General features: G+C 65.4%; 19 protein-coding genes. 8 read left to right on the plus strand and 11 right to left on the minus strand.

The features are described 5' to 3' along the window. Positions 1-559 precede the first annotated feature (559 nt). Both H7J86_RS19500 and H7J86_RS19505 read left to right on the plus strand, forming a co-directional pair. Positions 560-1,186, plus strand: coding sequence for a hypothetical protein (locus tag H7J86_RS19500; protein WP_139169852.1), 627 nt, complete (start codon positions 560-562; stop codon positions 1,184-1,186). Positions 1,187-1,342: 156 nt separating this feature from the next. Beyond that, positions 1,343-1,981, plus strand: a complete 639-nt coding sequence (locus H7J86_RS19505) for a hypothetical protein (RefSeq protein ID WP_139169853.1) — start codon at positions 1,343-1,345, stop codon at positions 1,979-1,981. A 67-nt stretch (positions 1,982-2,048) separates the two neighbouring features. Here the strand turns inward: H7J86_RS19505 and H7J86_RS19510 are convergent, their stop codons facing one another. The 6 genes from H7J86_RS19510 to H7J86_RS33400 form a co-directional block, all read right to left on the minus strand. Continuing rightward, complete coding sequence (locus H7J86_RS19510) at positions 2,049-3,848, minus strand: FAD-dependent monooxygenase (protein ID WP_267292716.1); 1,800 nt, start codon at positions 3,846-3,848, stop codon at positions 2,049-2,051. 3 nt (positions 3,849-3,851) lie between these two features. After that, the gene (locus H7J86_RS19515) at positions 3,852-4,490 is read right to left on the minus strand and encodes a VOC family protein (RefSeq protein WP_267292718.1); all 639 of its coding nucleotides are present in this window, start codon (positions 4,488-4,490) and stop codon (positions 3,852-3,854) included. A 66-nt stretch (positions 4,491-4,556) separates the two neighbouring features. Further along, a complete protein-coding gene (locus H7J86_RS19520; protein ID WP_267292720.1) occupies positions 4,557-5,516 on the minus strand; it encodes a fumarylacetoacetate hydrolase family protein in 960 nt (319 codons plus the stop codon). A 143-nt stretch (positions 5,517-5,659) separates the two neighbouring features. Further along, positions 5,660-6,955 (minus strand): PucR family transcriptional regulator, encoded by a 1,296-nt coding sequence (locus H7J86_RS19525; protein ID WP_267292722.1) that lies wholly within the window; start codon positions 6,953-6,955, stop codon positions 5,660-5,662. A gap of 47 nt (positions 6,956-7,002) precedes the next feature. After that, positions 7,003-7,434, minus strand: a complete 432-nt coding sequence (locus tag H7J86_RS19530; RefSeq protein ID WP_267292724.1) for a type II toxin-antitoxin system Rv0910 family toxin — start codon at positions 7,432-7,434, stop codon at positions 7,003-7,005. Between the two features lie 78 nt (positions 7,435-7,512). Then, positions 7,513-8,709, minus strand: coding sequence for an acyl-CoA dehydrogenase family protein (locus tag H7J86_RS33400; RefSeq protein WP_187096899.1), 1,197 nt, complete (start codon positions 8,707-8,709; stop codon positions 7,513-7,515). 392 nt (positions 8,710-9,101) lie between these two features. Here H7J86_RS33400 and H7J86_RS19540 point away from each other — a divergent pair, with 392 nt between their 5' ends. Continuing rightward, positions 9,102-10,448 (plus strand): PE-PPE domain-containing protein, encoded by a 1,347-nt coding sequence (locus H7J86_RS19540; RefSeq protein ID WP_267292726.1) that lies wholly within the window; start codon positions 9,102-9,104, stop codon positions 10,446-10,448. Positions 10,449-10,616: 168 nt separating this feature from the next. Next, positions 10,617-11,267 (plus strand): TetR/AcrR family transcriptional regulator, encoded by a 651-nt coding sequence (locus H7J86_RS19545; protein ID WP_090354783.1) that lies wholly within the window; start codon positions 10,617-10,619, stop codon positions 11,265-11,267. Between the two features lie 27 nt (positions 11,268-11,294). On the opposite strand, the gene H7J86_RS19550 is transcribed toward H7J86_RS19545, so the two are convergent. Continuing rightward, positions 11,295-11,990 (minus strand): FadR/GntR family transcriptional regulator, encoded by a 696-nt coding sequence (locus H7J86_RS19550; protein ID WP_090355071.1) that lies wholly within the window; start codon positions 11,988-11,990, stop codon positions 11,295-11,297. Positions 11,991-12,146: 156 nt separating this feature from the next. On the opposite strand from H7J86_RS19550, the gene H7J86_RS19555 reads away from it, so the two are divergent. The 4 genes from H7J86_RS19555 (at position 12,147) to H7J86_RS19570 (ending at position 16,717) form a co-directional block, all read left to right on the plus strand. Continuing rightward, on the plus strand, positions 12,147-13,520 hold the full coding sequence (locus H7J86_RS19555; RefSeq protein WP_090354785.1) for an SLC13 family permease: 1,374 nt from the start codon (positions 12,147-12,149) through the stop codon (positions 13,518-13,520). Positions 13,521-13,686: 166 nt separating this feature from the next. Then, the gene (locus tag H7J86_RS19560; protein WP_187096897.1) at positions 13,687-14,889 is read left to right on the plus strand and encodes a CaiB/BaiF CoA transferase family protein; all 1,203 of its coding nucleotides are present in this window, start codon (positions 13,687-13,689) and stop codon (positions 14,887-14,889) included. After that, the gene (locus H7J86_RS19565; RefSeq protein ID WP_267293036.1) at positions 14,889-16,400 is read left to right on the plus strand and encodes a carboxyl transferase domain-containing protein; all 1,512 of its coding nucleotides are present in this window, start codon (positions 14,889-14,891) and stop codon (positions 16,398-16,400) included. Before H7J86_RS19560 ends, H7J86_RS19565 begins: the two co-directional genes overlap by 1 nt. An 11-nt stretch (positions 16,401-16,411) precedes the next feature. Beyond that, positions 16,412-16,717: an NIPSNAP family protein gene (locus H7J86_RS19570; protein ID WP_267292728.1), complete on the plus strand. Its 306-nt coding sequence runs from the start codon at positions 16,412-16,414 to the stop codon at positions 16,715-16,717. Between the two features lie 17 nt (positions 16,718-16,734). Here the strand turns inward: H7J86_RS19570 and H7J86_RS19575 are convergent, their stop codons facing one another. The 4 genes from H7J86_RS19575 to H7J86_RS19590 form a co-directional block, all read right to left on the minus strand. Continuing rightward, entirely contained in the window at positions 16,735-17,397 is a 663-nt protein-coding gene (locus tag H7J86_RS19575) for a TetR/AcrR family transcriptional regulator (RefSeq protein ID WP_090354791.1), read from the minus strand. A 148-nt stretch (positions 17,398-17,545) separates the two neighbouring features. Further along, a complete protein-coding gene (locus tag H7J86_RS19580; RefSeq protein WP_090355073.1) occupies positions 17,546-17,743 on the minus strand; it encodes a ferredoxin in 198 nt (65 codons plus the stop codon). A gap of 2 nt (positions 17,744-17,745) precedes the next feature. Beyond that, positions 17,746-18,942 (minus strand): cytochrome P450, encoded by a 1,197-nt coding sequence (locus H7J86_RS19585; RefSeq protein ID WP_267292730.1) that lies wholly within the window; start codon positions 18,940-18,942, stop codon positions 17,746-17,748. Between the two features lie 80 nt (positions 18,943-19,022). Then, complete coding sequence (locus H7J86_RS19590; protein ID WP_267292732.1) at positions 19,023-20,927, minus strand: acyl-CoA synthetase; 1,905 nt, start codon at positions 20,925-20,927, stop codon at positions 19,023-19,025. Positions 20,928-21,025: the final 98 nt, after the last annotated feature.

Here is a 21,025-nt window from a genome sequence, read left to right on the forward strand (position 1 = left end):
TCCGCCGGGACCGGGTGGCCCACCCGCGCCCGTGCGCTGCGTGCCTCTGCTGCCTTGTCCGCCGGCTCCCAACCCGCCGCCGCCGGGACCTGGCGGCCTCGGCTGGCGCTAGTTCGGCTGGTGTGGTGTACGCCGATTTCTCGGCGTACACCACACCATTCGGCTGTCGATCTGCCGGGGAGGGCAGGTCGAGCGAGTGCTGAACACACATGGAAATCACAGCGCACCATGGCATGCGCCAAACTCGTGTCGCTAGTTTGGTTGTCGTCCAGATGATTTGACGAAAGGGTGAGATCTTGACTGTAAAGCGCAACGTACGTCACGTCTTTGGTTCTGCCGTGCTGATCGCGGGGTTGAGCACGGCGGCACTGGGTATCGGAGCGGGAGTTTCGAACGCAGCTCCGCCACCCCCTCCGCCGTGCGGATCGCCGGTCAATCCGTGCCCTCCGCCGCCGCGCTGAGCGCGGTCACTTCGTCGCCAGTCCGCTGCGCGGACTGGCGATTCGCGCACAGCTTCTCGGATATTCGTTCGCCGAATTCGTTGGGTTAGGAGTGAACCATGGCCAACTCGTCGGGCCGCTATGTGGCGGCTGCGCTGGCCGCCTTTACACCGTTGACGGCAGTCGGGGTGATCACAGCTGCTCCCAGTTCGGCGGACTGTGTGACCGGGCAGTCGGAATTCAACGGCAACTGTGTTTCGTCGACGTGTAAAAGGAGTGAGGTGCGCGACGCGGGTACCGGCGAGTGCCGCAGCGCGCTGTCCGCGGCGCTCGGTAAGGCGCAGGCTCCGGCCGTTGCGAGCGTGACCACGCAGCAATGGAGTGATGCCGCTCAGGTGGCGCAGCAGAGTGGCCGGATACCGTCCGGGATCGGAGCCACCAAGGACGTATTCAGTGTGGTCAACTCGGCCATCGATATCCCGACCAGCATCGTCGGCGGGATCAGTGACGCCGCCGACGCCGTGTACTACGTGAGCAAGGCCTTGGGTTCGGTGGGCGGGAGCAGCGGGAGCAGCGGAACCAGTTCCGCCAAGTCAAGTGTGAGCGCACTGTCGACGGTTGCCGACGCCGCGCAGGCGGTGTCATCCCCGAAGCTCGTCAAGGTGGGACTGCCGAAGATCGGCGTACCGAAGCTGTTCCAGAACTGCCTACCGGTCAAGTTCGCATTCTTCAGGCCCTGTATTTGATGGCGGATATCTGAGCGTGCTTGTCGCTGACTTGATATCGATAAGTCGGGTATTTTGCGATAAGCCCGATACTGGGGGAATTTTGTAAATTCTGTTCACGCTCTGGTCCTGAATATCGGGTTAGTTCAGACATGTCGACGTGACACGCTTCATTGTGTGATCACTGACGTCCGCCATCGGGGCGTGTGGATGCCTGCCCACGCATTGCACGACCCCGAATCGACCATGCGGATGGCTGAGTGGCTTCGTCATAGTGTGGCGAATATGAATAGGCGTGTGCTCGTCACGCCTCAGCGCCGAGAGTCCCTCGACGATATGCCGCTGCTTCGTGCGCTCTCGCAAGGGACTGCGCGTCGCAGAGTGTGCCGGCTCACGGATTGGGAGTGGGGCAGCGGCCCGGTAGTTCTTGTGTGGCCTGACGACCGCTGGCTGGAACGTGCCGTTCCGATGGCCGTCCACCAGACACTCGTCGTGCTCGAGAGAGCCGGCTGCGTCGATTTTCGAGGGTGGGCGACCGCAGCGAGGGCGTACAACCCGTCCACCGGGCGGACGATGTCGCCGTTGTGTGACCCGTTGCGTCGCCAATTCGCACGACTGTTGTCCTATGACTTCGAACTCGCCGGAAGCGCGGTCCGCGGCTGTGATCGGGAGCGCCCGCAGCGGCATCTGCGTGATCTGATCGAGGCGGGTCTCGATGAGAATTTTGTCGTGACCTATGCACTTGCCCTCGATCGCAAGGTGCCGGCCAAGCAGATCCGCGAACATTACCGGGCCGCCGCGGCCGGTCGATCCTGACGGTGGGCTTCCCACACTGCGATTAGTCGACCGCGTCGGGGTCCTTCCGCGACGTGGGGAGGCGTTCTCAGACGGGGCTCCGAAGACTCGGGGCGTTGCCTCGGTACAGAGGTGCCCATGCGTCGCGGACGAACCGTTGCAACTGCTCGGCTGCATCGACTCCGGTGCGGCTGCGCCACACGACGTGGCCGTCGGGGCGAACGAGCACCGCGCCGTGTTCGCCGATTTCGAGGAGGTCCAGCATCGCGTCCCGGGTATCCGGGCTGGGCGGGGTCAGTGCGGTGACCGTGACGGGCACGCCCACCGGCCGGTGCCGCGTGCTCGCGGTCCACGCGTGGGGGTCGCCGGTGAACAGTGTCAACCCGGTCGGGCCGATCAGGTGGTGCAGGGGTCGGATGCTTCCGGTTTCGTCGAGTACGAGGGTGTGCGGCAGTCGGGCGCCGGGGTGTGTGCTCGGGTGATAGCGAGACACGTCGCCGGCCGGGCAGGGGCCCTCGGTAGCGGTGTCGATCAGCGGACTGTCGTAGGCGTAACCGAATTCCAAACCGCTGGCCACGAAATGTTCCAACTGTCCGGGGATCTGCTCGGCCATGCGCCGGCGCAATCGCTGGCTTCGGTTGCCCTGCTGCAGGAGTCGCTTGGTCCGTGACGTCTGAGCGGTGGTCAGTGTATCGGCGATCGTGGCTATGGCGCGGTCGGGAATCCAGGACAGCCACGGCTTTGTCATCAGCTCGGTGGCCAGATGCAGAGATCGGTTGGTGATGCCCAGGGGTGCTGTGACCTCGTCAAGCTTGAAATGGTTGGACGTGCTCTGCTCGGCGAATCGGGTCACCACCGGCCGGCGTTCGGTTTCGTAGGTGTCCAACAGCGAGTCGGGGGCCCCGTCGGCGAGTACCGCGGCAAGCTTCCAGGCCAGGTTGTGGGCGTCCTGGACGCCGCTGTTGAGGCCGAAGCCACCGGTGTGCGGAAAGCGATGTGCCGCATCGCCGATCAGGAGCAGTGGTCCACGGCGAAAGCTCTGCGCCATCTGCGAGGTCATGGTCCACGTGCCGGTGGATCGGATCCCGTAATTGCTCGTGCCGAGGACGTGGGGCAGTTGCCGGTCCCAATAGTCGCGACTGCTGCGTGCGATGAGCTGAGCGGGGTGAAGGTACGGCGTCATCAACACGTAGTCGTCGTCGGCGTGGGCGATCATGACTCCGCTGAAGCGGGGGTGATAGATCCAACTCAGCAACGGGCGGTCGGCGCCGTCGGGATAGAGCTCCGGTGCGTGGAAGAAGACGCTGCCCATGTTGGCCAGGACGGGCCCGGTCATGGCGATGCCCGCCGCCTCGCGCAGGGAGCTGTTCGCGCCGTCGGCGGCGATGATGTAGCGCGGTGTTTCGCTCTGCGGCATCGCATCGGGTGTCTGCAGCGACAGCTGACCCGCGGTCATGACGGCGTGCCAGCCGCGGCGGAAGTCGATCAATGCCTCGCCCTCGAGAGCTTTCCACAACGTCGGCATCAGCAGATGCTGACCGATGTGGGAGATCAGAAACGGGCTGTGCGAGCGGACTTCGGCGAGTTGCTCGGGTTCGGAGAGCAGATCGATGTCACCCAACGGTGCGGCGTGGACGTCGGTGCACCACCGGATGATGTTGACCGTGTCGATCGGCGGTGTGATCACCTCCAGGTCGTGTACCAGCCTCGGTGAGGCCTCGTTCCAGATCTCCAACGTGCGGGCGTTGACCACGTGCGCGGCGGGGTGCAGGCGCGTGTCGGTGCGCTGTTCCACGACGGTGCTGGCTATCCCACGGCGTGCCAGTAGTAGGGCGAGGGTGCAACCGGCTGCCCCGGCGCCGACGATCACGATCTGTTCAGTGGCCATGGCTCACAACGTCTTCCACGTGAGGGTGCGCTTGTTGGCGCGCGGCTTGGTTCCTGGGCGGGTGCCGGCGCCGGGCTTGAGCAGATCGGTCTCCGAGGTACCTGCGCGCAGACGTTCGAGCAGATAATCGGGATCGACGTTGACGCCGATGGGGTTGTCGGCGAACTCCTTGCTGTTGAAGTAGTCCGCGGTCAGCTGGGCGCTGGGAAAGTTCTCGGTTTGGAACTCCAGCCGAATACCCTCCGGGTCCTCGTAGTACAGGCTGGTGGTCGGTCCGTGGTTGATCGACCAAACCGGTTTGATTCCGGCATGTTTGAGGCGTTCATAGGTCAACAGCAGACGGGTCACGGAGGTGAAGGTGAACGCGAGGTGGTCGATGCCGTAGGTCTTGCGGCGGAACCGGGCAAGCGGGAAAGCGTGCCGCAGGGGTGCCGGTAGTTTGATCAGAGCGAGACGGTGACTCTCGCTGTCCCAGGTGAGAAACGCGATCTGCGAATCCTCGTGGACCACTCGGGCGTCGAATACGGTGCCGTACCAGGCGATCATCTCGGCGCCGCGAGCGGTTTTCACCACCCAGTGCGCAATGAAGTCGGGCACCAGACGATCCGGGTGTTCTTCGAGATCCGTTGGTGCAGTGGACATGTCTGATCGAATTGGGGTCGATGGTTGCGGCTGGCTCGGCGGGGTGCTCACAGGGCTTCGTCCTTTCTAGGCCGACGGGGCAACGATGGTGGTCCGTTGGGTGCCAAGGTCCACAGAACCGCTGGGATTGCGGATCGAGGCGCTGATGACATCGCCGGGTTTCAGATAGGGCTTGCGCTTGTTCATCTTGATGAACGAAGCCCAGAGCTTGTCCTCGGGCAGTAGCGCAGTGGCCAGCCGGCGCACCAGTGGCGGCGGTGAGGTCGCCACACAGCCGTGCGGGGTGCCGGTGAGCAGCACATCGCCCGGGCTGATGTTGCAGAATTCGGTGAGCTCGGTCAACGTCTCCGCCGGGCGGTAGAGCATATTGGAGGTGTTGTCGCGTTGCCGCGGTGTGCCGTTGACGTCCAACCGCAGTTCCAGATCGCCGAGCAAGGAGAAATCCTGAGGTTCGAGCACTGCCAGCACAGGTCCCAGGGGGCAGAAGCCGCGGTAACTCTTGCCCTTGAGGAACTGGCCCTGGGGCAGCTGTACGTCGCGGGCGGACAGGTCGTTGCCGATGGTGATACCGAAGACGTACTCGTGCAGGTTGTCGACACTGATCGTCGTCGGTGCACTGACGGTTTGGCGCATCACCAGGGCCAGCTCGATCTCGTAGTCCAGGAGTGCGACATGGGCCGGGCGGGTGACCGCGGCGTGTGGGCCGGTGACGGAAGCGTCGGTCTTGTCGAAGAACAAGTTGAACGCTCGTTCGTCAGGGTCCATACCGGACTCGATCGCATGTTGGCGATAGTTGGCTCCCTGGCACATCACTCGACACGGGGTGGTGACGGGGGAGAGCGGCTCGACATCGCTGAACGCGAGGGATCCCGGCTTCGTGCCGGCCGCGCGCCAGTCGGCTTCGCCGCGCTCGATCAGGCCGGCGGTGTGTTCGTAGTCCCCGTCGAGCGGGGAGATGGTGGCACCGTCTAACACGCCCCAGGCGGCGCGGTGCTCGTCGTGAAAGCGGACGAGGTGGACGACCACGTGTTCTCCTCGATGTCGTGAAGTTGGGCAGGGGCTGCGTCGAGTCAAGGCGGAGAAGCGCCGATCAGCTCGGTGTTCCGTCCCAAATTCGAGAAGGAATATTGGACTTCGATCCACATGGTCATGCCGTCGACGCTGATCACTCAGCCCGATGGGTTTCGTGGCAGAACGGCGATGCCGATCTCCTCGGCGAGGGTGAGGGCAGCGTGCAGCTGCAGGCGGCGTTCGGTGGCGGGACGCCCGCGCAACTGCTCAGCTCGCTGCACACGATAAGCCACCGTGTTGCGGGCGACGTGGAGGTGTTCGGCGGTCCGGGCGAGGCTACGGTCTCGATCCAGGTAGCACTTGAGCGTGTGGCGCATCACGGCCACGGATTCCTGGTGTCCGGCCAGCTCGCCGAGCTCGCGGACCACGAATTCGCCGGCCGCTTGTAGGTCGGCGCTGAGCATGGCGACGATATCGAGGTCGTCGTAGCGAAGGAGCCACTCGTCGCGTGTCGACATCGTGCCGATATGCGCGGCATCGCCGGCCTGCTGGTGGCTGCGACGAAACCCGTCAACGCCGATGCCGGGCAGGCCGGTCGCCACCCGCACGCCCGGCGCGGGCGGCGCCGGCACCGCATCGGCTGGAGTCGGTGGTCGGGCGGTACGCGATCCCCACGCCCAGACGCGATGGCCGCCGACCGGTAGCAGCAGAGTGGACACACAGCCCGCAGCGGCCAGCACGTCGGCAGCAGCGGAGGTCAGGTGGACCGGATCATGAGGCGCCGCATCGTCTGTCCAGACGATCAGCGCGAGATGCCACCGACTCAGGTCATATCCCAGGATTCGGGTCGCGCGATCCGGTGACGCGCCGCCATCGCCAGTGAGGATGTCCTCGACGATCTCCATGCGCAGAGCTGCCGAGCTGGTCAACCAAGCCTGATGAGCGCGGGTGTACTCGGCAGCCATGCGCTCGGTCAGGAATCCGACCACGCCGAACAGGAGTTCACTGACTCGCCGCATCTCGGCAAAGCGTCGGCTTTCAGGAAGCACTCGATCTGCGGCGTCGAGGATGACTTCTGTTGCGGTTGCGTGGGCGACCTGGATGCTGCGCAACATGTGCTCGATGCCAATTCCGCGTGCCACCACCTCCATCGGACCGGACAGGACCTCGGGCGTCACCATCGCCGTCACGTCCGCATCCTGTGCGAGCGCAGCCAGGGTGCCGATCGCCGCCGCCTCGCATCCTTTGCGCACCTCCGTGGCGATCACGTCGACCGCCAGTTCCGGGATCGCTGCGGTGATGTGGCCGGCCATGGTCGCGCCGAGTTCCACTGCCCAGCCCGCGGGGCCGGGACCCAGCAGGGCGGTGAGTTCGTCGGCACGTGCGGCCAAGACCGCCGACGCCACACTCTGTGCAGCAACCGGTTCGAGCTTGGTGAGCCACGATCGCCGCATGTGGTGACCAGCCTTTCAGGGCCGAAGGAGTACCCGAAGCTCGTCGTTCAGAGCATTGCCGCGATATTGTCCAGGGACGCAACGAGTTCGGCCACCAGGGTCTTCTCTACACGTTTGCCCATGGGGCCGAACAGCAATGCGCCGGCCACGTCGACCGTGATGGTGGCGACGGACTTGCTGTCGCCGTCTGGCGCCACGGAGAAGGTGAGCGCCACGTTCATCCCGCCAGTTCCCTTGCCTGCCAGGCTGACCTGATTCGGAGGTTCGAACGCCACAGCGGTGAAGGTGACGGTGTTGGGTATCTTCATGATCGATACCACCTCGGTGACCTGCGACCCCAGCGCCAATTCGCGCGGAGGTTCACCCTCCCACCGGGTGTGCAACGTGTTCCACTGCTCGAACTTGCGGGGGTCTGCCACGACATCCCACACGTTCTTCTGCGATGCGTCGATGATTCTCGATGTCTCGATACTGGCCATGTTTGATCAATCTCCACACACGTATGGACAACGGGTTTCGTCGATGTGCCGACACTCGATCTGCTGACGCTTCTCGCGTCAGAGGATCTGGGTGATGTGATCCTCTACGCCGAGCAGTGCTTTCCCGTACGTCTCCATCGAGACGTGCGGCAGAATGACCGCGTGTCGAGCAGCAACGTTGGAGTCGCGCCAAATTCGTTGAAGCACATTGACTTCTGCGAAACTCCCGGATCCATTGGCATCGAGCAAGATGTTGAGTGCCTCATTGACGTTGCGCAGCGCGACCGCAGCGTCTGCACGGATTCTGGCGCGGATAGCGGTGTCGGGGAAGACCCCTTCTTCCGCGTGGCGCTGTACGTCACCTGCGGCGCGGTGGGCATGCAGGTGCGCGGTGTCGATCTTCGTGGCGGCTTCGGCGATGAGGAGTTGAAATGCCACTGAATCGGCCTGTCGTTCGAACGTCGTGTATGCCAATGCCTTTCCCGGGGCCTTGGTGGTGACGAGATTCAATGCCGCACGCGCCAAGCCGAGTTGTGGTCCGACGAGCACCATCACCAGCATCGGTCCGATTGCCGATCGATAGAACGCGGAGTCGGGATGATCGGCGAGGTAGGACCCCATCATGACGGGGAGCAGGGATCCGAACCGGTGCTCGGGCACGAAGACATCCTCGGCGATGACGGTGTTGCTTCCCGAAGACCGCATCCCTGCGACGTACCAGGTGTCCTCGATTCGGAAGTCGCCGCGCGGTAGGGACACCATGCCCTGGTCGACGACCTCTCCGGCTTCGTCGAGGACATACACACCGCCGCCGGCCCAGTCCGCATGCAGACTTGCCGACGAGTACGCCCAACTACCGCTGACCTGATAGCCACCTGGGACCGCACGAGCCGTACCCGAGGGCGCGACAACCCCACCGATGATCGAGTCCGGGCCCTGTGCCCACACCTCGTCTGCTGCCTGACCTCCATTGAGGCCACCTACCCAGGCGTTGATGTTGGACAATGTGACGACCCAGGATGCGCCCCCGTCGGACTCGGCGATGAGAGCCGAGACGTCCATCATGTCGCGCAGGCTCGTTTCGAGTCCGCCGTAACGGCGCGGCGTGGCAATCCGGAATGCGCCTGCGCTCTTGAGTGCGTCGATCGTCTCCTGCGAGACACGCCGTTGGGCTTCCGAGGTGCCGGCGTTCGCCTTGATCAGGTCCGCGATATCACGGATACCTGCCTTGACGTCTTCGGCGCTCTGGATGTCGCTCTTGCTGACGGTGCTCACATTCGCGACCCTATCCCGACGTTGACTTACAGTCAATGACTGTAAGTCAACTTAGGTGTCGACTCCATGGCGCAGGCCTGCGGACAGTCCACGGGGAAGCGAGGCGAGTGACGGAGATCTCGTCGAAGCCGATCTGCTGCAGAAGTTTTCGGTAAGCGGGGGTATGCACACCGTGTTATTTTTGCTGCGTCAATATCGGTACTGGCGTGCCAAAAAGGACGGGTCGCATGTCGATGCTTCGGTGCGCCGGTACGGGCCTGTGTTGACAGCGCGATTGATCCGCCTCCCGCCCGCGACCTCTGGGTTTCGTGAGTGTGCGAATCCTGCCGTGGCACCGGTGGGGACCACCGGAGCGGGCGCTTACCGCCACTGTGACAACGGAAGGCTTCTTCGTGGACTCCAAGTCGCGCATCGTCGCTGCGGGTTTCGCCGCCATGCTCTCTTTCGCTCAGGGTGCCGCGCCGGTGGCCCGGGCCGCGGTCGCCGGCAGCCCCGACATCGCCGCGTTCTATCTGCAGGGCACCTGCCTGTGTAATACCGTCCCCGTTGCCCAACAGGCGTTGGGACTTGCGGACGGATACCTCGCCGAAGCCGGCCCCATCACCGGAATCGGTTATCCCGCAGGCCTATTGTTTGCGCTCGACTCGGCGATCGGTGCCACCGGCGTGAACGCACACCTGGATGCAGTCCCCGCCGGCACCAAGATCACTCTTGCCGGTGTCAGTCAGGGCGCCATCGTGCTGGACTACGTCAAGCAGTCATTTGCCCTGCGGGTCGCCGCGGAGCGGCCCCCGACGGAACTGACCTTCGTGACGTTCGGTGATCCGATGAACACCACCGGCGGCATCGTGGCCAAGAATCCGCTGCTGTGGTTGTCGGTGCCGCCGGGACTACTGCCCACACCGTACGACACCACGGAAATCGTCCGTGAGTATGACGGTATCGCCGACTGGCCGGACAGGTTCAATCCGTTGGCGGTCACGAATGCGGTGATGGGTGTGGCATTCGTGCACCCGGACTACGGTGCCGCCGCCGACCCGAGCACACCGGGCACGCTGAAGACCGTGACCGTCAACGCGGCCGGTGGCACCACCACGCACTACGTCGTCCCCACCGCAGACTTGCCGATCACCGCGCCGTTGCGCATCGCCGGCATCGACACCACCGCCGCCGACAAGTGGCTACGCCCGTACATCGACAGCGCCTATATCCGTCGTCCCCACGTGCTTGCAGACACCAGTACCGCCGAGGAACCTGCCCCCGCATCTGCATCGTCGCAACAGGTGGCAAGCGCTGCGGTGTCGGCCGCCGACACGACAGCCCCGACACCCGCAGTATCCGTTGCCCAACGGATTTCGCCGGCCGGCGTTGATTCCGACAACGGGACCGGTGCGACCGATGTCGCTGCACGGGCGGGCGTCCACGGATCCGCCGCGGTGGCCGAAGAAAGTGGCGGCAGCGCGCGCCGATCACCGAAACGCCTGTGGACGAAGGCTTTCGGTCAGATCACCGGCTGGCGCATGCCCAGCGTCACCGGTCGGGGCCGATTGGATGCGGCCCGCGGGGTGACGGGAACTGACAGCACACCCACCGCGGCGTCGTCGCGATCGGCATCGACGATTTCGTCCGAAGTCCAGGAGCACCACCGCGGTGGTTCACACATCACCGCCGTAGACAAGACCGCCGGAACGGCCGAGAAGCCGGTGCACGACACGAATGAGCCCGGCGCCGACCGGTGAAATCTCTCATAGCTGCCCGGTGGGAGGGGCAGGGGAGACAGCGGACGCGGCCAGGCACGCGAGGGCATCGCGGGTTGGTGACTTCCGATCATCGACTGCAGACCGGATAGGGTGGGGCACTAAAGTCCCCGCGGACAGACTGCAGCGAGATCTTCCCGGAAGGGCGCGATGCCGACCCAGCGAACTGGCACCACGACGCGTGCCGCGCAAGCCGCCGAGACGCGACAGCGGCTCGTTCATACCGCCATCGAGCTGTTCTCCGACCGTCACTATGACGACGTGGCGGTGACCGATATCGCCAAGGGCGCCGGAGTCGCACACGGGTTGCTGTTTCACCACTTCGGAAACAAGCGAGGAATCTATCTCGCAGCGATGCGCGAGGTTGCCGCGCAAATGGATGCGGCATTTGTCGTCGACCCCACGCTCGCTCCGGCAGAGTTGTTGCGACAGGCGTTCGCGGCGCATCTGCGTTACCTGGCGGGTCACCGCGGTCTGGCGTTGCGCTGCGTACTCAGAAGTGGGGGTGCGGATCCCGAGGCGTGGGAGGTGTTTCAGTCTGCCCGATCGAGGGCTCTCGGCGCTGCCGCCGGCGTCCTGGGCATCGACCCTGCCAATCCGGCTTGGACGATGATGGGACGTGCCGTGGTCGCGGCCATCGACGAGGCCAGCGTGTATTGGCTGGACAACGAGGATCGATTCGACGTGGATGTCATGGTCGAGTGCTTCGTGACGATCGTGATCTCTGCGCTCCGGGGTGCGCATGCGCTGGATGCCAGCGTGAATATCGATGCCGCCATCGAGGCTCTCACTGCACGTTGAGTGCGCGCCCTGGTGGGACGGCGTCGGTCAATCCCCGGCGCGCAACAGCGCAACGTCGGACACCATCCGAATGTGTTCTGCCATAGCCTGACTGGCTGCGACTGGATCTTGGCGGCGCACCGCATCGGCGATTTTGCGATGGCCCTCCAGGGAGGCGCGCGGCCGGTCGGATTGGGACAGGGACTCGATGCGCGTCTCGCGAACCAACTCGGCGATCTCGCCCATCAGGCGGGCGAGCAGCGGGGAGTGCGCGGCAGCGGTGATGGCGGCGTGGAAGTGCTCGTCGCCCGCGACTCCGCGTTCGCCGCTGGTGATCTCCATCTCCATGATCGCCAGGGCGTCATCGATGGCGGCCATCTCCGCCTCGCTGCGACGCTCTGCGGCGAGCTCGGCGAGCTTCACCTCCAGGGCCTCGCGCGCCTCGATGACCTCGGGGAGACGGTCGGCGTGCTCGCGTAGTGCGCGGATCGCGGCATCCCCGACGGGGCGACGGATGAGGACTGCGCCATCGCCGTGACGGACCGTCAGGATGCCCTGGACCTCCAGCGCCACCAAAGCCTGACTCAGGGAGGCCCGGCTCACGCCGAGTTGAGCGGCCAATTCGCGTTCTGGCGGCAGGCGGTCACCGGTCTGCATGTCGCGGTCGGCCATGTGCTTGCACAGCTGTTCGACGATGACTTCATAGAGCCGCGGTCGGGCTACCGGGCGAATTTGCTCAGCCACTGAGTCACTCACTCTCCGTTCCTTCAAGCCAAGGATAACCATCATGGGAACATGACCTTCGACACATGACGGCTTGACAGTGATCTGCTTCACTGATTCACTGCCTAGTGACTCAGTGGCTAGGCCAATTAGCCACACCGGAGACTGGAGTTCCCGATGCCCATAGAAGTGATCCCCATCCTGGCGTTGGTCGTCATGTTCGTCGCTGCCACGGTGCTCCCGGTCAATATGGGTGCGCTCGGCTTCGTCGCGGCGTTCATCGTCGGGACCATCTGGGTGGGAATGGACGCCGACCAGATCATCGGGGGCTTTCCCAGCAGCCTCTTCCTGACCCTGGTCGGTATCACCTACCTGTTCGCCATCGCACAGAACAATGGCACCGTCGATCTGCTGGTTCGTGGGGCGGTCCGGCTCGTCCGCGGCCGCGTCGCACTGATTCCGTGGGTCATGTTCGGTGTCACTGGTCTGTTGACGTCGATCGGGGCGCTCGGCCCCGCGGCGGTGGCGATCGTCGCCCCGATCGCGCTCGGCTTCGCGTCGCGGTACCGGATCAAACCCCTGCTCATGGGCATGATGGTCGTGCATGGCGCGCAAGCCGGCGGATTCTCGCCGATCAGCATCTACGGCGTCACGGTCAACAACATCGCGTCCAAGGCGGGCTTGGTGAACAGTCCGCTCACGCTGTTTCTGGGGAGTCTGTTCTTCAACGCCGCGATCGGTGTGGCGCTCTTCGTCTTCCTCGGCGGGCGCGAGCTGATCGGGCGCAGCGTGCACGACGATGACGAGCTGCGTCCCGAAGGTGACACGGGAGCCGTTGGTGGCGGACGATCTCCTGCCACCGTGATGCGCGGCTTCGGCACCACGACGACCAAGGCCCGCTCGCAGGCGGTGACGGTCGAGAACGCCCCGCCGCTGGCGACCGCGGTCAAGGCGATCACCATCGAGCAGGTCCTCACGCTCGTCGGCCTCGCCTCGCTGGCGGTGTTCTCCCTGATCCTCGATTTGGACGTCGGCTTCGTGTCGATGACGGTCGCCGTGATCCTCGCGCTGGTCTCGCCCAAGGCGCAGAAGGGGGCGATCAATCAGATCAGCTGGTCGACGGTGCTCTTGATCGGCGGCGTCCTCACCTTCGTCGGCGTCCTTCAAGAAGCGGGCACCGTGGAATGGGTGGGCCACGGCGTGGCCACGCTGGGCGCCCCGCTGTTGGTGGCCCTGCTGCTCTGCTACATCGGTGCCATCGTGTCGGCCTTCGCGTCCTCGACCGCGATCCTCGGGGCCACCATTCCGCTGGCGGTGCCCTTCCTCATGGCCGGTCAGGTGGGCGCGGTAGGGGTGATCGTCGCGCTGTCGATCGCGTCGACGATCGTCGATGTCAGCCCGTTCTCGACGAACGGAGCGCTCGTGCTGGCCAATGCGCAAGGCATCGACCGGGACGTCTTCTACAAGCAGATCCTCAAGTACAGCGCGATCGTCGTCGCGGTGGGGCCGCTCATCGCCTGGGCCGTCCTCGTTCTTCCTGGTTGGTTCTGACCGAATTGTTCTCACAGGAGCGGCGACACGCATGGGTGCGTGTCGCCGCTCCTGCTGCGCTCTGACCCCTTCTGAACTGCGCAAACTCACGTTGACACCGCGCGATCCGGATGGTGCAATAAATTGGATAGGCCACTAGGTCACCAATCCAAAAGGAGTAGCGCCGATGACGGTCACACTGAACTCGACAGGCCGAACCGGTCCCCTGAACGGGACCGTGGTGGTCGATCTGACCCGCGCCCTCGCGGGACCACACGCGGCGATGATGCTCGGCGACCTCGGTGCCGACGTCATCAAAGTCGAGTCGCCGAAGGGCGGTGATGACACACGTGGGTGGGGCCCGCCGTTCGTCGAGCCCAGCGGCGCCGACCGGGAATCCACCTATTTCCTGTCCGCGAACCGCAACAAGCGCTCGATCACCCTGGACCTCAAGACCGACGACGGCCGCCAGGCGCTGGAAGAGATGGTCAAGAAGTCCGATGTGCTGCTGGAGAATTTCCGCACCGGGGTGCTGGACCGCCTGGGCTTCCCGCCGCAGCGGTTGGCGGAGCTGAATCCGCGATTGGTGGTCCTGTCGATCAGCGGCTTCGGCCACGACGGTCCGGAGGGGGGCCGCTCGGGATACGACCAGATCGCGCAGGGCGAGGCAGGACTGATGTCGTTCACCGGATCAAGCCCGCAGGATGTGCAGCGCGTCGGCGTGCCGATCGCCGATCTGCTCGCCGGCATGTACGGCGCCTTCGGCGTGCTGGCCGCCCTGCGCGATCGCGACCGCACCGGAAAGGGCACGGTGGTGAGAACCTCCTTGCTGGCCAGCGTCGTCGGCGTGCACGCGTTCCAAGGCACGAAATGGACCGTCGCCGGTGAGATCGGCGAAGCCCAGGGCAACCACCACCCATCCATCTGCCCGTACGGGCTCTTCCCCACCGCTGACGGCGCTGTCCAGATCTCGGTGGGCAGCGAAGGGCTGTGGCACCGATTCTGTGCGGGCTTCGGCGTCGATCCCGACACCGAGGGCATGGCCACCAACCCGCAACGGGTCGCCAACCAGGAAGCCGTCATCGCCCTGGTCTCGAACCTGTTCTCCACCTACGACACCGCCCGGCTTCTCGCGCTGCTCGACGAAATCGGCGTTCCCGCAGGCAAAGTGCGCAACGTCAAAGAGGTCTACGAGTGGGAGCAGACGCGGTCACAGGGACTGCTGGTCGACGTCGAGCACGCCACGCTGGGGACGGTCACCCTGCCCGGGCCGCCGTTGCGTTTCTTCGAACCCGACGGCACCGAGGTCACCGAGACCCAGCACCTCGCGCCACCGGTCCTAGGCGCCGACGAAGACCTGGTGCGCGCTTGGCTGAAGGAAGCGGTCTGATGCGCCGGCTGTCCGCGCGGGAGGTGCTCGACGTCATCGCCGATGCCGACAGTTTCGAGTGTTGGGACTCGCCGTTGGCCGAGTTCGCCGTCGACGCCGGGTATGCCGAGGAACTCGCGGCGGCCAGGGAAAAGACGGGCCTCGACGAATCGGTCACGACGGGCGCCATCACCATTCGTGGTCGCCGGGTGGCAGTCCTGGTGAGTGACTTCGCATTTCTCGCTGGCTCTATCGGCGTCGCGGCGGGGGAGCGGTTGGTCACGGCCGTGCACCGCGCCACCGCGGAGGGGCTGCCGCTGCTGGCCTTGCCGACCTCCGGGGGTACCCGGATGCAGGAGGGAACCGTGGCCTTCCTGCAGATGGTCAAGATCACGGCGGCGATCACCGCACACAAAGCCGCCCACCTGCCCTACCTGGTGTACCTGCGGCACCCGACGACCGGCGGGGTATTCGCTTCCTGGGGTTCGTTGGGGCATCTGACCGTCGCCGAACCGGGGGCCCTCGTCGGCTTCCTGGGCCCGCGCGTTTACGAGGCGCTCTACGGGAACCGGTTTCCGGCGGATGTGCAGACGTCGGAGAACCTGCAAGCGCATGGTCTGATCGACGCCATCCGGCCACCCGAACAACTCGGTGAAATCGTGGACCGGGCCCTGCGCATCATGACCGACACCCCCCGCAGTTGCACCCACGTGGTCGACCCGCCGGATTGGGTGGTCGGCGATGTGCCCGCGTGGACCTCGGTGCTGGCGTCACGCCGGCGGGATCGCCCCGGTGTCCGCGAGCTGTTGTTCCACGCCGCCGCAGACATCCTGCCGCTCAACGGCACTGGGCAGGGCGAGTCGGAACCCGGCCTCATTCTTGCACTGGTCCGCTTCGGCGATATGCCGTGCGTACTGCTCGGGCAGGACCGCAGCGGCCAGACCCCGCTCACCCCGCTGGGGCCCGGTGCGCTGCGCGAAGCCCGGCGCGGTATGCGCCTGGCCAAGGATCTTCGTCTGCCGCTGGTCACCGTCATCGACACGGCCGGCGCCGCGCTGTCGAAGGACGCCGAGGAAGGGGGATTGGCCGGGGAGATCGCGCGCTGTATCGCGGATATGGTCGACCTCGACACCCCGACGGTATCCCTGCTGTTGGGACAGGGCACCGGCGGCGGTGCGCTCGCCCTTGTTCCGGCAGACCGGGTCCTGGCCGCTCAGCACGGGTGGCTATCGCCCCTGCCGCCCGAGGGCGCCAGCGCGATCGTGCACCGCGACGTCGAGCACGCCCCGGAGATGGCTGTGCGACAAGGCATCCGATCTCTGGACCTCTGCCGCGCCGGGATCGTCGATCTCGTCATCCCCGAGTTGCCCGACGCCGCCGAGGAGCCGCGGCAGTTCTGCGAGCGCACCGGTGCCGCTCTTCATCGGGCGCTGAGCGAGCTCATCGGGCAGGACGCCGACATGCGGAGAATCGCCCGTGGTAAGCGGTTCAACCGGGTCGGACACAGTATGCCGATGGCCCAGGGAATCTAAGGAATCGGGAGGTGACGGTGCAGGCATTTCTCGTGACGCTGGAAGCCCGGCCCGGGCGAGAAGCCGACGTCGCCGCCGTGCTTCGGGAGGCCCACAGGCGCATCGGCGCCGAGTCCGGCTCGGAACTGTGGGTCGGATTCCATTCCGGAGGAACGACATTCGGAATCCTCGATGCGTATGACACCAAGTCCAACCGGCAGGTACAGCTGCATTGCCAGGTCCGCAAGGCGATCGAAGCGCACGGTGAACTCTTCAGCGCGCCGCCCGTCATCACGCCGGTAGATGTACTCGACGAAGTGGGCACCCTGTCGGGATAGTGAAGCCGAGCCAGACGCTACGCGGCCGACCCCGCGTCGTTGCCGGGTGTGAGGTCGGGAAGTGCCTGTGTCGTGAGGCGTTCGGCACGCTTGGCGGTGACACCGAACATGCGCAGGATGTCACGCGTGACGTCATCGGCGGTTTGGGCGTCGTCGCGGTCGGGTTGATCGAGGAGGAGTTGTCCAAGTCCCAACAGCGCGCCGCCGGCAATGGCGAGGGCGATGTCGGGATCATCCACCTGGAAGCGGCCCGCCTCGGACGCGGCGACGATATCGCGTTTGGCACGGGGTGCCAGCCCACGGTCCGAGGACAGGAGGGAGACTCCGATGGACAGCATGATGCGACTCTCTTGGGGCTGGAGCCGGAAGAGTCGTCCACACAGGCGATACCGACAGGCAAATCGCTCCGCCGGATCGCTCAACGACTCGGTGAGTCGATCCAGCAGCTCGCCTTGAGCGTCGAGCACATCGGCGACCGCGGCCGCGAACAGCTCCTCCTTGGACCCGAAGTGGTTGTAGAACGACCCCATTCCGATATCGGCGGCCTGGGTGATCTCCAAGATCGGGGCATTGAGCTTGCCCGCGGCGATGAACTCCTGCGCCGCTCGAAGCAGGGCTGCCCGGGTGCGCTGCTTTTGTCGCTCCAGCCGATTCGGTACCGGGATCTGCCCGTCGCTCACTACTCCCACCTCCACGTCGCGGCAAGTCTATGCGATGACAGTCAGTTATGACACTTTCGTCAGACGAGGAGGTGTCGCAGTACCGGGCCGATACTTCGCCGGGCTGCTTCCTGGACCCGGGAAATCACACCGCGCACTGTCTGAGGCATCAGGCTCCTTCGCTCAGCGCGGCCACGGGGCACGCGTCGATGGCCGAGCGAACGTCGCCTTCCATATCGGTGGGGATGTCCTGTCCCCGGAACCGGTAGTTCAGCTCGCCGTCGTCGTCGAGGTGAAAGGCATCGGGAGCCTGCATCGTGCACAGGCCGTGGCCCTCGCAGCGCGCGTACTCGATGTCGACCTTCATGATCATTCCTCTCCAGCGGGAATCAGTTCGATCGGAAGACGTTCGAAGCGGTGAATGATGTTGTTGAGAGCCCATTTTGGTTCACCCGCGCAGCGAATCGTCTCCACCCGGTCAGCCAGGGCGGTGAGGATCGCCTGTGTTTCCATCCTGGCCAGGCCTTGGCCGGCACAACCATGCGTTCCGTGACCGAAGCCGATCTGGGCGGTGGCATCGCGGTGGACGTCGAAGGTGTCCGGGTCATCCCACTGGCGGGCGTCGCGGTTGGCCGAGGCGTAGATGATCAATACGCGGGCCCCCTCGGGAATGACGGTGCCGGCGATGTCGACATCGCGGGCGACGCTGCGGGAGAAGGCGCGTAGCGGGGATTCGATGCGCACCACTTCGTTCACTGCGTTCGGGATCAGGGTGGGATCGGCGCGGATCGCCTTCCACTGATCGGGGTGGGTGGCGAACAGGTACAGCGCGCTGGCGATTGCGCCGATAGTGGTGTCCAGCGAGGGAGCCAGATAGTCGATCATCAGAGGGGGGACTTCGGACGTGTCGAGGGTGCCTGCGTCGACGGCGGTCATGACGTCGTGGCCCATGCTCCCCTCCAGGACTGAGCGCTCCCGCACCACCTGTCGGGTGAACCGGAGCATCCTGAAACTGGCGGGCAGGGCGGCGATGCTGCGCTTGTTGAGCGGGCCCAGGAAGTCGAATGTCGCTCCCGCCCAATCGATGAGCTGGTCGCGACCGTCGCGAGGCCATCCGACGAAGTCGGGCACGATCGACAGAGGTAGGGCGCTGGCCAGATCACGGACTCCGTCGACAGTGCGCCTGGTGACGGCGGCGTCCACCACCTGCTCGGCCCGGTCGGTGACCGCGTCGGACATTGTTCGCAGTGCTTTGGGGGTCAGCCGGTGGGCGACGAGCTTGCGTCGTCTGTCGTGGTCCTCACTGTCACTGTTGAGCGTCGTGCCGCGGGACATCCGGTTGGTGAAAGCGTTGAGGGCCACGCCGCGACCGGAAACGAACGTCTCGTCGTCACGCAGTGCTGCCTTGCACTCGGCGTAGCGAGGCAGCGCGTACACCCGTTGTTTGGACAGCCAGACGACGGGGCCGAGGTCCCGCAGACGCGCGTAATGCGGATAGGGGTCCACGATGGCCGCCGTCGAATAGATATCGTGGCGATAGGTGGGAACGTTGCGCGGCTTGGGCATTGGCTGGCACTCCTTGGCGCGGTGCTGGTGACAGGGTGGATCAGTGCCGGGTGCATGGCGGAGCAGCAGGTGTGGCGGTGTCATCCATGACGTGCTTCTATCCGCCACGCCGTCGTGAACTGGTCGAGAACCGTGGCGACAGCGTCGCGGTCCGCTGACGAGTCGACGGTGACGGTCACCACTGGGGCGCTGCCATCCATCGCGGCGGTAACGTCGGCGATGCCGGGTAGTTCGGCCAGTGCGTCGAGCGCGGCTCTGCGGGCGGCATCGGCGCGGAGCGGAAGTTTGTACGGTTTGCCGATCGCGGTGAGCGGCAGGTCCGGAACGACGGTCACGAGTTTGGGTGCGGCGGCGCGCTCGGGCACCCTGGCCGTGGCCCAGCTGCACAGGTCCTCGGCGGATACCGCATCCGGAGATGTCAGCGTGACGTATGCGACAGGCACTTCGCCGGCGTGGATGTCGGGACGTCCCACGGCGGCGGCTCCGGTGACGTCGGGATGGGTCAACAAAGCGTCTTCGATCGTGACAGGGTCGATATTGTGGCCGCCGCGGATGATGAGATCCTTTGCACGGCCGCGGAGATGGACGAAACCCTCCGCGTCGACCATCGCCAGGTCCCCGGTGTCCAGCCAGCCGTCGACGAGGGCGCCGAGGCCGTCGAGCCGGAATTCGTCGCCGTCGCGTCCCACCACGTAGCCGAGGAACACGCAGGGCCCGGAGATGACGAGGTGTCCGACCTGGCCTGCGGGCAGGTCGTGTCGGGTGCCGTCGTCGTCGATGTCGACGGCTTTGAGGTGTTGGTAGGGCAGCCGCTGGCCGACGGCGCCGTCGCGGGGCAGTTCGGTGAAGCTGCGGACGCTGGCGCAGGTGGCCTCGGTCAGTCCGTACCCTTCGAGCAGCTGCAGTCCGGTGTGCTCGGCGAATTTGGTGCGCACCGACGGGGGCAGCGCCGAGGCACCCACCAACGGGTACTGCAAGCTTGAGATGTCCGCATCGACGGGGCACTGCGCAAGCACCGCGTAGACCGTGGGCACCGCACTCATCGCGCTGATCTGGTATCGCTCAACGATTTTCCAGAAGTTGCCATAGAGCATCGGATCGCGGTAGCCCAGCGGGCCGGCCCACACCGCGGACTGGCCGCGAAACAACGGTGCCAACAGGGTGACCACGAGCGCGTTGACGTGAAAAAGAGGCAGCGCGGCGAAGACCACCGAATCCTCGTCGAGCGCGGTGTTGGCGGCGATCATCCAGGCGTCGGCGACCTCATTGGTGTGGGTGTGGGCGGCCAGTTTCGGTGCACCGGTGGTGCCACCGGTGTGAAAGACCGCGGCCAGGTCGGTGCCGGAGGGCGGGATTCCGGTGAACTCGGTGCCGTCGAAGTCCATGGCGAGCGCGTGCAGCGGTCCGATGGTGAGCCCGTCCACCCCGAGGGGCTCGGGGCTGCTCACCGTTTCCCCGGTCGGCGCGAGCAGGAGCACGGTGTCCACGACCCGCGCGGTGGCCAGTTGTCGAGCGGTGGCCCAGGTCGCGGGGTCGAGTTCGGGGCCGGCCGTGATGAGGACGCGTGCGCCGGAGCGGCGTAGGAGTTCGGTGATGTGATCGAGCGACAGGGCGGCGTTGATGGGCGCCGCGACGCCGGCGAGCTGGGCAGCCAAGGTGGCAGTGACCAGTTCCGCGCAGTTGGGAGCGATCAGAGCGACCGTGCTGTGACGATCAACTCCCAAGTGGTGCAGTAGGTTTGCCGTCCGGTGCACGTCGGTCAGCAGCTGTCCGAAGCTGACGACCGTCGGCTCTTGCCACCGGTCGCCGTCGGGAAGTACCCGTAGAGCGGTCCGGTCCGGCCACAACGTGGCGGCCCGGCGTAGCAGGGCATAGGTGGAGACTGGCAGTCCGCGTTCAGCAAGCGGAACCGCCTCGATGTCGGCGATATCGGCGGGCTCGGCGTAGCGCGGCCACAACACGTCCTCGGTATGCGTTTGGTTCACGCGGCTCTGACCTCCATGCGTTGCCGTCTCGGAGCGGGGTGTATGTCACTGTGGGCACCCGCGTGCGCCGTGATCGCGCTTGCTCCTTCGGTATGAAT

It is taken from the genome of Mycobacterium hackensackense (assembly GCF_025822555.1).
Classification (GTDB): Bacteria; Actinomycetota; Actinomycetes; order Mycobacteriales; family Mycobacteriaceae; genus Mycobacterium; species Mycobacterium fluoranthenivorans.

Excerpts from the sequence above, each read along its gene's own strand:
- H7J86_RS19500 (WP_139169852.1), top strand. The coding sequence starts at position 560 with ATGGCCAACTCGTCGGGCCGCTATGTGGCGGCTGCGCTGGCCGCCTTT.
- H7J86_RS19510 (WP_267292716.1), bottom strand. The coding sequence starts at position 3,848 with ATGGCCACTGAACAGATCGTGATCGTCGGCGCCGGGGCAGCCGGTTGC.
- H7J86_RS19515 (WP_267292718.1), bottom strand. The coding sequence starts at position 4,490 with ATGTCCACTGCACCAACGGATCTCGAAGAACACCCGGATCGTCTGGTG.
- H7J86_RS19525 (WP_267292722.1), bottom strand. The coding sequence starts at position 6,955 with ATGCGGCGATCGTGGCTCACCAAGCTCGAACCGGTTGCTGCACAGAGT.
- H7J86_RS19530 (WP_267292724.1), bottom strand. The coding sequence starts at position 7,434 with ATGGCCAGTATCGAGACATCGAGAATCATCGACGCATCGCAGAAGAAC.
- H7J86_RS19545 (WP_090354783.1), top strand. The coding sequence starts at position 10,617 with ATGCCGACCCAGCGAACTGGCACCACGACGCGTGCCGCGCAAGCCGCC.
- H7J86_RS19555 (WP_090354785.1), top strand. The coding sequence starts at position 12,147 with ATGCCCATAGAAGTGATCCCCATCCTGGCGTTGGTCGTCATGTTCGTC.
- H7J86_RS19560 (WP_187096897.1), top strand. The coding sequence starts at position 13,687 with ATGACGGTCACACTGAACTCGACAGGCCGAACCGGTCCCCTGAACGGG.
- H7J86_RS19565 (WP_267293036.1), top strand. The coding sequence starts at position 14,889 with ATGCGCCGGCTGTCCGCGCGGGAGGTGCTCGACGTCATCGCCGATGCC.
- H7J86_RS19580 (WP_090355073.1), bottom strand. The coding sequence starts at position 17,743 with ATGAAGGTCGACATCGAGTACGCGCGCTGCGAGGGCCACGGCCTGTGC.
- H7J86_RS19585 (WP_267292730.1), bottom strand. The coding sequence starts at position 18,942 with ATGCCCAAGCCGCGCAACGTTCCCACCTATCGCCACGATATCTATTCG.